At 51.0% G+C, this 15,363-nt stretch carries 11 protein-coding genes; 7 read left to right on the top strand and 4 right to left on the bottom strand.

Annotated features, from left to right (window positions below):
- Positions 1–33 precede the first annotated feature (33 nt).
- Entirely contained in the window at positions 34–2,856 is a 2,823-nt protein-coding gene (uvrA, locus tag GUC46_RS22130; RefSeq protein ID WP_003031720.1) for an excinuclease ABC subunit UvrA, read from the bottom strand.
- A 251-nt stretch (positions 2,857–3,107) separates the two neighbouring features.
- On the opposite strand from uvrA, the gene ssb1 reads away from it, so the two are divergent.
- Both ssb1 and GUC46_RS22120 read left to right on the top strand, forming a co-directional pair.
- Positions 3,108–3,632, top strand: coding sequence for a single-stranded DNA-binding protein SSB1 (gene ssb1 / locus GUC46_RS22125; protein WP_003826621.1), 525 nt, complete (start codon positions 3,108–3,110; stop codon positions 3,630–3,632).
- 481 nt (positions 3,633–4,113) lie between these two features.
- The gene (locus GUC46_RS22120; RefSeq protein ID WP_130715359.1) at positions 4,114–6,423 is read left to right on the top strand and encodes an autotransporter outer membrane beta-barrel domain-containing protein; all 2,310 of its coding nucleotides are present in this window, start codon (positions 4,114–4,116) and stop codon (positions 6,421–6,423) included.
- 84 nt (positions 6,424–6,507) lie between these two features.
- Here GUC46_RS22120 and GUC46_RS22115 read toward each other — a convergent pair whose 3' ends face one another.
- The gene (locus GUC46_RS22115) at positions 6,508–6,789 is read right to left on the bottom strand and encodes a YjcB family protein (RefSeq protein WP_003031727.1); all 282 of its coding nucleotides are present in this window, start codon (positions 6,787–6,789) and stop codon (positions 6,508–6,510) included.
- A 553-nt stretch (positions 6,790–7,342) separates the two neighbouring features.
- Here GUC46_RS22115 and GUC46_RS22110 point away from each other — a divergent pair.
- Entirely contained in the window at positions 7,343–8,929 is a 1,587-nt protein-coding gene (locus GUC46_RS22110; RefSeq protein ID WP_003841054.1) for an EAL domain-containing protein, read from the top strand.
- 2 nt (positions 8,930–8,931) lie between these two features.
- Here the strand turns inward: GUC46_RS22110 and soxS are convergent, their stop codons facing one another.
- Positions 8,932–9,255, bottom strand: coding sequence for a superoxide response transcriptional regulator SoxS (gene soxS, locus GUC46_RS22105; protein ID WP_003031731.1), 324 nt, complete (start codon positions 9,253–9,255; stop codon positions 8,932–8,934).
- A gap of 86 nt (positions 9,256–9,341) precedes the next feature.
- Here soxS and soxR point away from each other — a divergent pair, with 86 nt between their 5' ends.
- The 4 genes from soxR to GUC46_RS22085 all read left to right on the top strand — a co-directional run bounded on the left by soxR (position 9,342) and on the right by GUC46_RS22085 (position 14,395).
- A complete protein-coding gene (gene soxR / locus GUC46_RS22100) occupies positions 9,342–9,800 on the top strand; it encodes a redox-sensitive transcriptional activator SoxR (protein ID WP_003031733.1) in 459 nt (152 codons plus the stop codon).
- A gap of 724 nt (positions 9,801–10,524) precedes the next feature.
- Complete coding sequence (gene ghxP, locus GUC46_RS22095; protein WP_003031735.1) at positions 10,525–11,874, top strand: guanine/hypoxanthine transporter GhxP; 1,350 nt, start codon at positions 10,525–10,527, stop codon at positions 11,872–11,874.
- Positions 11,875–12,031: 157 nt separating this feature from the next.
- A complete protein-coding gene (locus tag GUC46_RS22090; RefSeq protein WP_003031737.1) occupies positions 12,032–13,678 on the top strand; it encodes a Na+/H+ antiporter in 1,647 nt (548 codons plus the stop codon).
- 225 nt (positions 13,679–13,903) lie between these two features.
- Positions 13,904–14,395 (top strand): transposase, encoded by a 492-nt coding sequence (locus tag GUC46_RS22085; RefSeq protein ID WP_044715244.1) that lies wholly within the window; start codon positions 13,904–13,906, stop codon positions 14,393–14,395.
- A 70-nt stretch (positions 14,396–14,465) separates the two neighbouring features.
- Here GUC46_RS22085 and GUC46_RS22080 read toward each other — a convergent pair whose 3' ends face one another.
- Positions 14,466–15,356 (bottom strand): LysR family transcriptional regulator, encoded by an 891-nt coding sequence (locus GUC46_RS22080; RefSeq protein WP_003844732.1) that lies wholly within the window; start codon positions 15,354–15,356, stop codon positions 14,466–14,468.
- Positions 15,357–15,363 lie beyond the last annotated feature (7 nt).

Raw genomic sequence — 15,363 nt, 5'->3', positions numbered from 1 at the left:
GCCTGTTCTGTGGGCCTGATAAGTGTTGCGTAATTACAACAGTGGCTTGAGGAAACGTGCCGTGTGTGAGGCTTCACACTCAGCGACCGTTTCTGGTGTGCCGGAGACAAGAATTTCGCCGCCGCCGCTGCCGCCTTCCGGACCGAGATCGACAATCCAGTCAGCGGTCTTAATCACGTCCAGATTGTGCTCAATCACCACGATGGTGTTGCCCTGATCCCGGAGCTGATGCAGCACGTCCAACAGTTGCTGAATATCCGCAAAATGCAGACCGGTGGTCGGCTCATCGAGAATATACAGCGTTTGCCCGGTACCGCGTTTTGACAGTTCGCGCGCCAGCTTCACGCGCTGCGCCTCGCCGCCCGAGAGTGTGGTAGCGGACTGACCCAGTCGGATGTACGTCAGGCCAACGTCCATTAGTGTTTGCAGCTTACGCGCCAGCGCCGGAACGGCATCGAAGAACTCGCGTGCTTCTTCAATCGTCATATCCAACACTTCGTGGATAGTTTTGCCTTTGTACTTAATTTCCAGCGTTTCGCGGTTATAGCGCTTGCCTTTACATTGATCGCACGGCACGTAGATATCCGGCAGGAAGTGCATTTCGACTTTGATCACGCCGTCGCCCTGACAGGCTTCACAGCGTCCGCCGCGGACGTTAAAGCTGAAACGCCCCGGGGTGTAACCGCGTGCACGTGACTCCGGCACGCCGGCAAACAGTTCGCGCACTGGCGTAAACACGCCGGTGTAGGTTGCCGGGTTAGAACGCGGCGTACGGCCAATCGGGCTTTGGTCAATGTCGATCACTTTGTCGAAATGTTCCAGGCCCTGAACGTCGCGATACGGCGCAGGTTCAGCCAGCGTCGCACCGTTCAGCGCCGTCTGCGCAATCGGGAACAGAGTATCGTTAATCAGTGTCGATTTACCCGAACCGGAAACACCGGTAATGCAGGTAAATAAACCTACCGGCAGCGTCAGGGTGACATCTTTCAGGTTGTTGCCGCGTGCGCCGGTGAGCTTCAGCACTTTCTCTGGGTCAGCCGCAACGCGCTGTTTAGGCACTTCAATCTTGCGTTTACCGCTCATGTACTGGCCGGTCAGCGACTCAGGCACTGCCATGATGTCGTCGAGCGTCCCTTCGGCGACGACCTGACCACCGTGAACACCCGCGCCGGGGCCGATATCGATAACGTGGTCAGCGGCGCGAATCGCATCTTCATCGTGCTCGACTACAATGACGGTATTACCCAGATTACGCAGGTGGATAAGCGTACCCAGCAGACGCTCGTTATCGCGCTGATGCAAACCGATAGACGGTTCATCCAGCACGTACATTACACCGACCAGACCCGCGCCGATCTGGCTTGCCAGACGAATACGCTGAGCTTCGCCGCCGGAGAGCGTTTCCGCTGAACGCGACAGCGTCAGATAGTTGAGGCCGACGTTGACCAGGAACTTCAGACGATCACCAATCTCTTTAAGAATTTTCTCAGCAATCTTCGCCCGCTGACCCGCAAGCTTCAGATTGTTGAAGAAATCCATTGCATGACCGATGCTCATGTCGGAAATCGCGGGCAGCGGCGTATTTTCAACAAATACGTGGCGGGCCTCGCGACGTAAACGCGTCCCTTCACAGCTGGCGCACGGTCGGTTACTGATGAATTTGGCTAATTCTTCACGTACCGCACTGGATTCCGTCTCTTTATAACGGCGCTCCATATTGTGCAGCACACCTTCAAACGGGTGACGACGTACGGACGTATCGCCGCGATCGTTCATGTATTTGAATTCGATATTTTCTTTACCCGAACCGTACAGCACCACTTTATGCACGGTAGGGCTCAGGCTGGCCCATGGGGCTTCAACGTCGAATTTATAGTGTTCAGCCAGAGACTTAAGCATCTGGAAATAATAGAAGTTACGGCGATCCCAACCACGAATAGCACCACCGGCCAGCGACAGTTCCGGGTTTTGAATCACCCGGTCAGGATCGAAATACTGCTGCACGCCGAGACCGTCACAGGTTGGACACGCGCCCGCTGGGTTGTTAAACGAGAACAGGCGGGGTTCCAGTTCGCGCATGCTATAGCCGCAGATAGGGCAGGCGAAGTTGGCGGAGAACAGAAGCTCTTCCGCTTTCGGGTCGTCCATATCGGCGACCACCGCCGTACCACCGGACAGTTCCAGCGCGGTTTCAAAGGATTCAGCCAGTCGCTGAGTGAGGTCGTCGCGTACCTTAAAGCGGTCAATCACCACTTCAATAGTGTGTTTCTTTTGCAGCTCAAGCTTGGGCGGATCGGAAAGGTCACACACTTCGCCGTCGATACGGGCGCGGATATAGCCCTGGCCCGCCAGGTTTTCCAGCGTTTTGGTGTGCTCGCCTTTACGCTCCTTAATTACCGGCGCCAGCAGCATCAGACGTTTGCCTTCCGGCTGCGACAGGACGTTGTCCACCATCTGGCTAACGGTCTGCGCTGCCAGGGGAACGTCGTGATCCGGACAGCGCGGCTCGCCAACGCGGGCAAACAGCAGACGCAGATAGTCGTGAATTTCGGTAATTGTACCTACCGTGGATCGCGGGTTATGGGACGTCGATTTTTGTTCAATTGAGATGGCAGGAGAGAGCCCCTCAATGTGGTCGACGTCCGGTTTTTCCATCAGCGACAGAAATTGACGCGCGTACGCGGAAAGGGATTCAACGTAACGACGCTGCCCTTCGGCATATAAGGTGTCGAAAGCGAGCGAAGATTTGCCTGAGCCCGAAAGCCCGGTGACGACAATCAGCTTGTCGCGCGGGATGACGAGGTTGATGTTTTTGAGATTATGGGTGCGGGCGCCCCGAACTTCGATCTTATCCATTCATCTTTCCCGGATTAAACGCTTTTTTGCCTGGCTGCATGGTGCTACCGGCGATCACAAACGGTTAATTATGACACAACCTGACCTGAATGGATATACAGTATTGGAATGCAAAACGCATGTTCCTGTGCAACAATGTCTGGCGGGGGTTGTTTACTGGAATCAACTTCGCAACGTAGTAAAAGCGCTATTGGAAATGCTACAATCCCGCGCTTACACTTATTCAGTAACGTTTTTCAGGAGACACGATCATGGCCAGCAGAGGCGTAAACAAGGTGATTCTCGTCGGTAATCTGGGCCAGGACCCGGAAGTACGCTATATGCCGAATGGTGGCGCAGTTGCCAACATTACGCTGGCTACTTCCGAATCCTGGCGTGATAAAGCGACCGGTGAAATGAAAGAGCAGACTGAATGGCACCGCGTTGTGCTGTTTGGCAAACTGGCGGAAGTGGCCAGTGAATATCTGCGTAAAGGTTCCCAGGTCTATATCGAAGGTCAGCTGCGTACCCGCAAATGGACCGATCAGTCCGGCGTAGAAAAGTACACCACTGAAGTTGTTGTTAACGTTGGCGGCACCATGCAAATGCTGGGCGGTCGTCAGGGCGGTGGTGCTCCGGCAGGTGGTGGCCAGCAGCAGGGTGGTTGGGGTCAGCCTCAGCAGCCGCAGGGCGGCAATCAGTTCAGCGGCGGTGCGCAGTCTCGTCCGCAGCAGTCCGCTCCGGCAGCGCCGTCTAACGAACCGCCGATGGATTTCGACGACGATATTCCGTTCTAAGATAGCTGAACGTATTAACGTTCGTACTAATGAAAACCCCGTTGCGACGGGGTTTTTTTACATCTCTTATTCAGAATTAATTATTCGGTATTTTCTGGTTTATCATCGTTGCTTGATGATTCATTTAATGCGAGCTGATTGGCGCTAACATTCGATAATATTTATTTATAACCATGGGAAATAAAAATAAATGTAGGTATTATCGAATAATAAAAGAAAATATGAAGATAATAATTGGTGGATATGTGTCGTACATTCAAATTCTTCTTTTTGAGATAGTTTCCCGGCGAATAATATTTAATTAAATTAATGGAAAAAATGTATTTTACTGCATGGTAAATATTGACAAATTAATGTCTGGCTTTAAATAATACTTTTGGCTTATCAATTCTTCGTTAATGAAAATACGTTTATTATCCGCTGCTTTTTATTGGTGGGGGTTGATAAATGCTTTGATAAACTATTTATTATGGAGCTGATTATGTATCAACGGAAGATAAACCCTAAAGCAATAATACCCTTCGCACTTTCATTTACCGCGGCACAGTTGGTTTGTGCTGGATTAGCGAGTGCAAAAAACTATGAACTAAATTATATAGATGTTGATGGTGGTCAGGAAGGGATCATCATTCGGGATACGATTGCTGATGACAAAAACTATGACATCACGGTGAATATTGATAACCCTGTGCGAGATGAAAACAACGGTCTTGAGGTGAAGATTGGCAGCATCACCAAAGACCAGGCGGGAGAGTATCACATTGGCAATTACAACGTTAATATTAGCGGAACCACACAGCAGGAACACCGCGCAGGACTGGCTTTTTTTGGCTTATCCGCCGAAGGTCAGAACACCAACGTCACCATTGATAACTTTAGTCTGAAAAATACTTTCTTAATCGGTTCTAAATATACCCATAACAATACCGCGTTGTATGCGGGAAGCGGCGCGAATATCTCTGTAAACGGCAATGTGTACATCCGTTCAGAGGTTGAACATACCAACTATGGGGAAGATGCCACGCTGGCAAATAATGGAATCTATGCTCGCGGTGCAGGTTCAACTATTACGGCGAACGGTGGCGATGTTTACATTAATACTTACGCCAGTAATTTTAAAGAACTGCTGGAGAACAACAGCGGTTATCCTGATGGCTCATCAAAAAGCGATGCAGTCAGTGCTAAAGATGGTGGTATCGTTAATATTAATCAGTCGGGCGAGAACAAGGTTAATTTATTGGGAAATATAGACTTCGGCGATAAGTTATATACTCACACCAGTCAGATGAATATTACCCTCAATGGCGCAGAGTCATTCTGGCATGGGCATGAAGCGAATTACCTGGACACCGACAGCGGTAAATGGACGGGAGATTTGAATCTGACGCTGACGAATCATGCCTACTGGATCCCGGATGGCCAAGACGCTCTGATAAGCGCCATTACGTTGCAAGACGGCGGGACGGTAAACCTGCACGGTTTTAACCTGCATACTAATCAGAGCATCAACGAAACCGTGAAGATTCACGATCTGAAAGGCAACAACGGTATTTTCCTGATTGATGTAAACACCAATAAAACCGATGAGCAGCGGCGTAATGGTAGCGACTTTATCGAAGTCGTTAAGAGCAGCACCGGGGGAACTCATGCCATTGAGGCGTTAAATATTAATAAGCTCAGCGATCTGCAAGACGATATCTGGGTTGCCGATGCTGCCAGCAATGTGACGTTCGAAGCGTACGATAAAGTCGATATCACTAACGAGTATGTATATGACTATAAACCGCTACTGCGTTCTGATATCCGGGAGGGCGATCCGGCAAGTCAGTATGGCACAAACTGGTATATCACGGGGGTTTCAACGAAAGCCAGTGCGGCGAGCAACACCGCGATTGCCAATGCCGGGTTGAACTACGCGGCGGCCACCGCTCGTCTCGAAATCGACAGCCTGAATAAGCGTTTAGGGGAATTACGCCAGAATCAGCAGCAAAATGGTCTGTGGATACGCTACAAAGGTGGCGAAATGGAAAGCGATAATGGCAGCTATTTCAAAAACCTGTATAGCTTCTGGCAGCTTGGCTATGACAATAAAGAGGAAGGTGAACACTCAGTCTGGACGCGAGGCATTGCGGCGCATTACATGAGAGGTAACGCTGACTTTACTTATGGCACGGGTGATAACAAGAGCTACGGTGGTTCACTTTATGCTGCATGGAATCGTCCGGAGAAACAGGACTACCTGGATCTGGTGCTGAAATATAGCCGCCATGAGAGTGATTTTAACTACCGAAATGTGTATGGCAACACGGGGATGGCGGATAGCAGCACGTGGTCAATCAGCGCCAGCGCAGAATACGGTCGTGAGTTTAGTCTGGGAGAGTCCTCTTTCATCGAACCGCAAGCGCAGCTCGTATATACCCGGTTGGATGAAGCTCGTTATACCACCAGCAGCGGGCTGCGGGTTCGTCAGAACGATATCGACAGCGTGATTGGTCGCGTCGGATTGCGCGGAGGTTATCGCTTTGAAGAACGTCCGGACAGCGACATTTATGTGAAGCTGGATCTGCTGCACGAGTTTGCCGGCGATCGTGATGTCACCGTGTGGGGTAAAGATGCGTCCATGACGGTTCGCGAGGGAGGAAGTGACTCGTGGATTAACTACGGTATTGGAACCAATATCCATCTTACTCAGAACAATAATTCCCGACTGTACGTTGACCTGGAAAGATCGGCTGGAGGCGACATTGATATGAACTGGCAGGTGAACGCAGGTTTCCGTATGGAGTGGTAAGCGGTTAGCGGAATGTCAGTTCCATCGTTATCGCTTAAAACCGTGTCCGACCGGGTATGTTCTTGGTCGGACACGCTGTTGTTATCAGTTCAACACCATCGGCCAGTCTGGCGGTGTATGGCTCATCACATCAACCATCACGGTTTCAATATTCTTCCAGATCGTGGACATATCCACCAGGGTTATGCCGAGCAATCCTGTCGCAAACCAGCAGGCAAACACCAGCCCCAAACCGCTGCTAATGACGGCCAGGCCAATATAATCTGATTTACGAAAACGGATATTGAGCGTACTGGCTAAAAACATCAGCACTGCACTGAGTAATTGCCACCGCAGAAGAACCACGCCAGTTGTTATCGTTGCCATGAAAAACGTCCTCAGAAAGTCTGGATGCCCAGGACAGCGCGGGGGTGTTCACCGAGGGTGTAGTACTCTGGCTATCGACGGGCAATAACATGAATGAAACATTGTTTCTGTTACATGATTTTTGTGAACTATATCACAAGTGCTCGTTTGTTCACCAGTACTGGACGTTATTTTTACAGGATCATAACCACTCTTAATGTGTGGTTATATTCAAAAAGGCTTTTGACACTAAATAATCAATCTTAAAGGTGCATTTAGACCACCGGTTTAATTTATCCTAAATTTTGTGTTAAAAAAATTTAATGAATTTCTTAAATGCAACCAGGATAGTGCTCATAAAAAATTTACGTTTTAGGGATAATAACGTTGTGAAATAAGCGTAACTTTAAGTTTGCCTTACGGAAAAATAATATCATCATCAACTATTATCAGACTTTTACATAGAGACGTCTGTTGCTAATACTGATAGATTCATGCAAGTTAACTAGCTGGTGTTTATAGCATCCTGCCGTGACAGGTACTGGCATAGACAAAACAGGGACATAAGGCTGACATGAATCACAGTGCGCGACGCAAGCTGCTGAAGTTGCTGGGAACATTCATGGTGGTATTGCTCCCCGTGGTGCTGGCATTATGGTTTGCTCAAATTCGGGCTATGTCCGAAACCCGTAATCAACTTCGCTCATTTGCTCAACTGGTGTTAAATAAAACAGAATTGGTAATCCTGCAAGCCGATTTGGCGCGTGATATGGCCCAGTTGTATCAGGGTAAGATGTGTACCCCGGCACATCAGAAAAGTATGCTGAATATTATTCGCGGTCGTTTATATATCAGCGAGCTAATTTATGCGCAGGGCGATCATTTTTTGTGCTCTACGTCGATGGTGCCACCCGTTACCTATATTATGCCGACCGCAGACTATAAACGTACGCCGGATATCGCCATCTATTACTACCGCGATACCCCTTTTTTCGCTGGCTACAGAATGACGTACATGCAACGTGGGAACTACGTCGCAGTCATAAATCCATTATCCTACAGCGAAGTCATGTCAGATGATCCGGATCTGTCCTGGGGCGTATATGACACAGTAACAGATACGTTTTTCTCCGCCAGCGAAGCGGCAAATATTGCGCAATTCGCGCCTCTCGTACGTGGTGAAGCCTCGACCTTTCAACAAGACGATCGCTTTTACACCATTGTGCATTCAGAAAAACGCCCAATTGCGATCATTGTGTCGACCTCAGACAACCGCGTAAGTCAGATTTTTTATCACGAGGCGGCGTTAACCATTCCCTTCGGGATTATCTGCAGCATCCTGATACTGCTAATGTGGTGGCGCACGCGCCAGGAATACTTATCTCCCCGGCGCTTACTAAAACGCGCGATCAAAAAACGTCAGCTTTGCCTGCATTACCAGCCGATCATTGATATTAAGAATGGACAATGTGTTGGTGCTGAAGCTCTGCTGCGCTGGCCGGGTTGTAAAGGTGAGGTGATGAGCCCGACGGAGTTTATTCCGTTGGCTGAAAAAGAGGGAATGATTGAGCGGATCACGGATTATGTCGTTGAAGAGGTATTCAACGATTTGGGGTATTTTCTTTCGGCGCATCCTCAGCTTTATATCTCGATTAACCTTTCCGCTTCTGACTTTCATTCATCCCGATTGATTGCTCTGATTAACGACAAAAATCGTGAGTACTCCGTGGCGGCCCAGCAAATTAAAGTCGAAGTGACGGAGCGGGGGTTCATAGATGTACATAAAATGACCCCAGTAATCCAGGCGTTCCGCAAGGCGGGTTATGAAGTGGCATTTGATGATTTTGGCACGGGATATTCCAATCTGCATAATTTATCAGCGCTGAATGTCGATATCCTGAAGATCGACAAATCGTTTATTAGCACGTTGTCCACTAACAGCACCAGCCACTTGATTGCCGAACATATTATTGAGATGGCGCAAAGCTTACACCTGAAGACGATTGCGGAAGGGGTGGAAACGAAGGAACAAATCGAATGGCTGCTTGAACGCGGCGTACAGTATTGTCAGGGCTGGTATTTTGCGAAGGCGCTACCGTCTCAGGAGTTCATGCACTGGATACAACGGTCGCCCGCCATACTGACGCAGAGCGGGCAATAAGCTTACAGGCGGTGGCGGTAATCGCTGGGGGTACGATCAAACTCGCGGCGAAACACGCGCGAAAAGGTTTGTTGCGATACATAACCAAGATCCATCGCGATATCGAAAATAGGTCGCTCAGTCGTCCTCAGTTCAACCGCCGCCAGCAGAAGTCGTCGCTGGCGGATGTAGTCACCCAGCGTCTGGCGCGTCACCGTGCGGAACATTCTCTGTAAATACCACTTCGAGTAACCTGATTTTTTCGCAACCGCCTCAATGTTCAGCGGCTGATCGATATGTTCATCAATCCATTCAATAAGGGTCTGAATAATCTGCTGATGGGACATAGGGCTGCCTCTTTCTCAGTATTCGATTCGTCGTTTTGTCTGTGGGCGAGTATAATTCCTCAAGTTAACTTGAGGTAAAGCGATTTATGGAAAAGAAATTACCCCGGATAAAAGCGCTGCTCACGCCAGGTGAAGTTGCAAAGCGTAGCGGCGTGGCAGTTTCGACCCTGCATTTCTATGAAAGCAAAGGGTTAATCAGCAGCATGCGCAACAGCGGTAATCAGCGTCGCTACAAACGTGATGTGTTGCGTTACGTGGCGATTATCAAGATTGCTCAACGTATTGGGATCCCGCTGGCAACGATTGGCGACGCGCTGGGCGTATTACCTGAAGGACATTCACTTAGCGCTAAAGAGTGGAAACAGCTCTCTTCGCAATGGCGTGAAGAGCTGGACCGACGCATTCATACTTTGGTGTCGCTACGCGATGAGCTGGATGGATGTATTGGTTGCGGCTGCTTGTCGCGCAGCGATTGCCCGTTGCGTAACCCAGGCGATCAACTAGGCGAGCAAGGAACCGGGGCGCGTCTGCTGGAGGATGATTGATTGGTTTAAATATATGACGGATATATACCCTAAATAATTCGCGTTGTGGGAAGGCGGCAAGAGCACGAATCCCGATGAGCTTAGTAAACTAAGTGATTCGGGTGAGTAAACGCAGCCAACACACCTGCAACGTGAAGTATGACGGGTATAAAACTAAAGCGCCACAGAGGGCGCTTTAGTTTGGTTCCGGTCTTCGTCTTTCACTCTATCCCGCTGGTTCACGGGAGGGTTTCCCCCGACATCAACACCCCTCAGTCGAGCACATTAGGGGAGGTTCCGGTCTGTGTTGATAATGTAAGTGTAAGCCACCTCCCTCCATTTGCCAGTGAAACGATGATTTTTTAGCCAAAAAATTTACCGCATCTTCACCGGTTTTCTTGTGCGAGTTTGCGCGAAAAATAAGAACGATTGTTGCGACAATCTGGCGAAATTTGTTACCAGATTGCGCATTGACGATAACGTTTGCGCATCGACTGGTTGTTTATTGTGCGTTATAAGAAGAAATGAGTAAAAAGCGGCAAAGTTCAGTTGAAAACCGGCGTATGATCGCTGGATAATCGTTTGCTTTTTTTTACCACCCGTTTTTTATGCGCGGAGCTAAACGTTTGCTTTTTTGCGACACCCCTAATGACGCAAACCTGGCACATGGAGAAAACGTTTAGCAGGCAGTGGATTGTCCAGCACGCATAATGACGAAAAAATAAACTCTCAGGGGATGTTTTCTATGTCTACGCCTTCAGCGCGTACCGGCGGTTCACTCGACGCCTGGTTTAAAATTTCGCTTCGTGGCAGTACCGTTCGTCAGGAAGTCGTTGCCGGATTAACGACGTTCCTCGCCATGGTTTACTCCGTTATTGTGGTTCCAGGGATGCTGGGTAAAGCCGGATTCCCGCCTGCCGCTGTATTTGTGGCAACCTGCCTGGTCGCGGGCGTCGGTTCTATTGTCATGGGCCTGTGGGCAAATCTGCCGCTGGCGATTGGTTGCGCCATTTCTCTGACGGCGTTTACCGCATTCAGCCTGGTATTGGGGCAACATATCAGCGTGCCCGTTGCGCTGGGCGCGGTGTTCCTGATGGGCGTCCTGTTTACCATCATTTCCGCGACGGGTATTCGTAGCTGGATCCTGCGCAATCTGCCGCAGGGCGTTGCGCACGGTACGGGAATTGGTATCGGCCTGTTCCTGCTGCTGATTGCGGCAAACGGCGTTGGTCTGGTGATTAAGAATCCGCTGGACGGTCTGCCGGTTGCGCTGGGCGACTTCGATACCTTCCCGGTGATTATGTCGCTGGTTGGTCTGGCGGTGATTATTGGCCTCGAAAAACTGAAAGTACCGGGCGGCATCCTGCTGACTATTATCGGTATTTCCATTGTTGGCCTGATTTTCGACCCGGCCGTGCATTTCTCCGGTATTTTTGCCATGCCGTCTCTGAGCGACGAAAACGGCAACTCGCTGATCGGCAGCCTGGATATTATGGGCGCACTGAATCCTATCGTTCTGCCGAGCGTGCTGGCGCTGGTCATGACCGCCGTCTTCGATGCGACTGGCACCATCCGTGCCGTAGCCGGTCAGGCGAATTTGCTGGATAAAGACGGACAGATTATCGACGGCGGCAAAGCGCTGACCACCGACTCCCTGAGCAGCGTGTTCTCTGGTCTGGTGGGCGCTGCTCCTGCGGCGGTATACATTGAGTCCGCAGCGGGTACGGCGGCAGGCGGTAAAACTGGCCTGACGGCGATCACCGTTGGCGTCCTGTTCCTGCTGATCCTGTTCCTCTCTCCGCTCTCGTATCTTGTACCGGTATACGCAACGGCGCCTGCACTGATGTATGTGGGCCTGTTGATGCTGAGCAACGTTGCGAAAATCGACTTTGCTGACTTTGTCGACGCAATGGCGGGTCTGGTAACGGCCGTATTTATCGTGCTGACCTGTAACATCGTTACCGGCATTATGATTGGCTTTGCTACCCTGGTGATTGGCCGTCTTGTCTCTGGCGAATGGCGCAAGCTGAACATCGGCACGGTGGTTATCGCTATCGCGCTGGTGGCCTTCTACGCGGGCGGCTGGGCTATCTGATTTTTATTCGATAAAGATCCTCAAAACGGGTGGCTTTGGCCGCCCGTTTTTATTTTCAGAACACACTCGTTGTCTTTTGCGTTACTCTCAATTAGATAGAATTGAGGCACGACGCCTCTCATCACTAATCATAAGAAACATCGCAAACAGGGAACGCATGGAAATCTTTTTCACCATACTCATCATGACCCTTGTGGTCTCGCTGTCGGGGGTATTTACTCGCGTATTGCCCTTCCAACTCCCTTTACCCCTAATGCAGATCGCCATCGGCGCCTTGCTGGCGTGGCCGACGTTTGGTTTGCATGTGGAATTCGATCCTGAGTTGTTTTTGGTGCTGTTCATCCCGCCGCTGCTCTTTGCCGATGGCTGGAAGACGCCAACGCGTGAGTTTCTCGAGCATGGGCGAGAGATCTTCGGCCTTGCGCTGGCGCTGGTGCTGGTCACGGTGGTCGGCATTGGATTTATGATTTACTGGCTGGTGCCGGGGATACCGCTTATCCCAGCCTTTGCGCTGGCCGCCGTCCTTTCGCCAACCGATGCTGTTGCCCTTTCCGGCATTGTGGGGGAGGGGCGCATACCGAAGAAAATCATGGGCATCCTGCAGGGCGAAGCGTTGATGAACGACGCCTCCGGTCTGGTCTCTCTGAAGTTTGCCGTCGCCGTGGCGATGGGGACGATGGTATTTACCGTTGGTGGCGCAACGCTTGAGTTCTTCAAAGTGGCGATTGGCGGTATCCTGGCTGGTTTTGTCGTCAGTTGGCTGTACGGGCGCTCCCTGCGCTTCCTCAGCCGCTGGGGCGGTGACGAGCCGGCAACGCAAATCGTCCTGCTGTTCCTGCTGCCGTTTGCGTCTTACCTGATTGCGGAACACATCGGCGTTTCCGGTATCCTCGCGGCGGTCGCTGCCGGGATGACGATCACCCGTTCCGGGGTGATGCGCCGCGCACCGTTGGCGATGCGTTTACGTGCTAACAGTACCTGGGCAATGCTTGAGTTTGTGTTTAACGGCATGGTCTTCTTGCTGTTAGGGCTACAGTTACCGGGGATTCTGGAGTCTTCCTTAGCGGCGGCAGAGGTCGATCCGAACGTTGAAATCTGGATGCTGTTTACCGATATCGTGCTGATTTACGTGGCGCTGATGCTGGTACGTTTTGGCTGGCTGTGGACGATGAAAAAATTCAGTCTGCGCTTCCTGAAGAAAAAACCAATGGAATTCGGCTCCTGGACAACGCGTGAAATCCTGATTGCCTCTTTTGCGGGCGTGCGCGGGGCAATTACCCTCGCCGGTGTGCTCTCCATTCCACTGTTGTTACCGGACGGTAGCGGATTCCCGGCGCGATATGAGCTGATCTTCCTTGCCGCAGGCGTGATTCTGTTCTCGCTGTTTGTTGGCGTGGTGATGTTGCCGATTCTGCTACAACATCTGGAAGTGGCAGACCACTCGCAGCAGCAGAAAGAGGAACGTATTGCTCGCGCTGCTACGGCAGAAGTGGCGATTGTCGCGATCCAGAAAATGGAGGAGCGACTGGCCGCGGACACCGAAGAGAACATCGATAACCAGTTACTCACCGAGGTGAGTTCCCGCGTGATTGGTAACCTGCGTCGTCGCGCCGACGGACGCAACGATGTGGAAAGCTCGATGCAGGAAGAAAACCTCGAGCGACGTTTCCGCCTGGCAGCGTTGCGTTCAGAACGCGCAGAGCTTTATCACCTGCGCGCGACGCGGGAAATCAGCAATGAAACGCTGCAAAAGCTGCTGCACGATCTGGACTTGCTGGAAGCGCTGTTGATCGAGAATCAATAAACGAGAGAGCCTGATGGCGCTGCGCTTATCAGGCCTACGGGGTAGCACGTTGTAGGCCGGATAAGGCGTTTGCGCCGCATCCGGCGAAAGATCTGCCTGATGGCGCTACGCTTATCAGGCCTACATAAAATATTCATCGTGTAATTTGCGAGCCGCTTTCCTGAACTGATCTGTTTGTCTTGTCTGTTCCCTCTTTTCTCCATACGGTTGAGGAAAGGGGGAAACATGTCCAACTATCGACGAAATTACATCAACGGAGGAACCTGGTTTTTTACGGTAAATCTGCAGGACCGTCGAAGCCAGCTTCTGATATCAAAAATTGATCGGTTACGTTGTGCTATTTCTGCGGTACAAAAAATGAAACCTTTTTATATCAATGCGTGGGTCGTATTACCTGAGCATATGCATTGCATCTGGACGTTGCCTGAAAATGACGCTGATTTTTCATCCCGTTGGCGGGAAATTAAGAAGCATTTCACGCGATCGTTGTCTGCCCGACATATCTGGCAACCTCGCTTTTGGGAACATACCATCCGCGATGAGCACGATTATCGACAGCATGTTGATTATATTTACATTAACCCAGTGAAGCACGGGTGGGTAAAACAGGTACAGACATGGCCTTTTTCAACATTTCATCGCGATGTGAGGCGTGGTTTGTTCCCACACAATTGGGCAGGTGAAATAATGGATTTTAATATGGGTGAACGTGCCTGATGGCGCTACGCTTATCAGGCCTACAAAACCGATGTAGGCCGGATAAGGCGTTTGCGCTGCATCCGGCATTTTACGACGCTTGCGGTAGCCAAAACCCTTCACAGCATTTGAGCCACGCCTGGGCGCTGTGCGACAGATACACGCCTTCGCGCCAAATCATGCCCAACTGCCAGCGTAAATCACTCTCCAGAGGGATCCAGCGCAATGTTTGCTTATCCAGGCGCTGGCAAATCGGCTCCGGCAAAATGGCAATCCCGACTCCGGCTTGTACCATCGCAGCCAGAAAATCCCACTGCCCGCTGCGTACCGCGATGCGGGGCTTGACGTTGTGTTGGCTAAACAGCTCTAGCAATTGGCGGCTCAACGCGAAATCTTCGTTGTAGATCAGTAGCGGATGTTCCGCCAGTGCCTCGGGGGAAATGGATTCGCATGTTGTCCACTGACCGGAGCGGGGGACCAGCACGCAGAGCGGATGACTGAAAAGCGGTAAGGTCGCCAGACCACTCTCTTCTTCAACCGGCAGCGCGGTCATCGCGACATCCAGATCGCCGTTCATCACCGCCTGCTGGACGGTTAAGCCGCCAAATTCAGAGACCTTCAGCTCAACGCCGGGATAGCGCTGGCGAAACAGGCTAATAGGCCCGGCCATCAACATACCGACCATCGGCGGGATACCGAGGCGCAGCACACCCCTGTTGAGGTGATTAATGTCGCTAAGTTCGGCTTCAAGCTGGCGAAACTCAGCGAGGATCGCCAGGCCGCGTTCGAAAACGACCTGCCCGGTGTCGGTTAACAACAACCGCCGCCCGTCGCGGATGAGCAACGTGCAATTAAGCTCGTCTTCAAGGTTCTTCAACATCTTGCTGATGGTGGGCTGGGTGACAAAAAGCTTCTCCGCTGCGCGAGTAAAGCTCTGCTGACGAACCACCTCAACAAAATATCGCAGCGTTCTGATATCCATGATTATT

It is taken from the genome of Citrobacter sp. LUTT5 (genome assembly GCF_009905315.1).
Classification (GTDB): Bacteria; Pseudomonadota; Gammaproteobacteria; order Enterobacterales; family Enterobacteriaceae; genus Citrobacter; species Citrobacter freundii.
The sequence above is the reverse complement of the archived record's forward strand: the minus strand, read 5'-3'. Positions and strand labels throughout refer to the sequence as shown.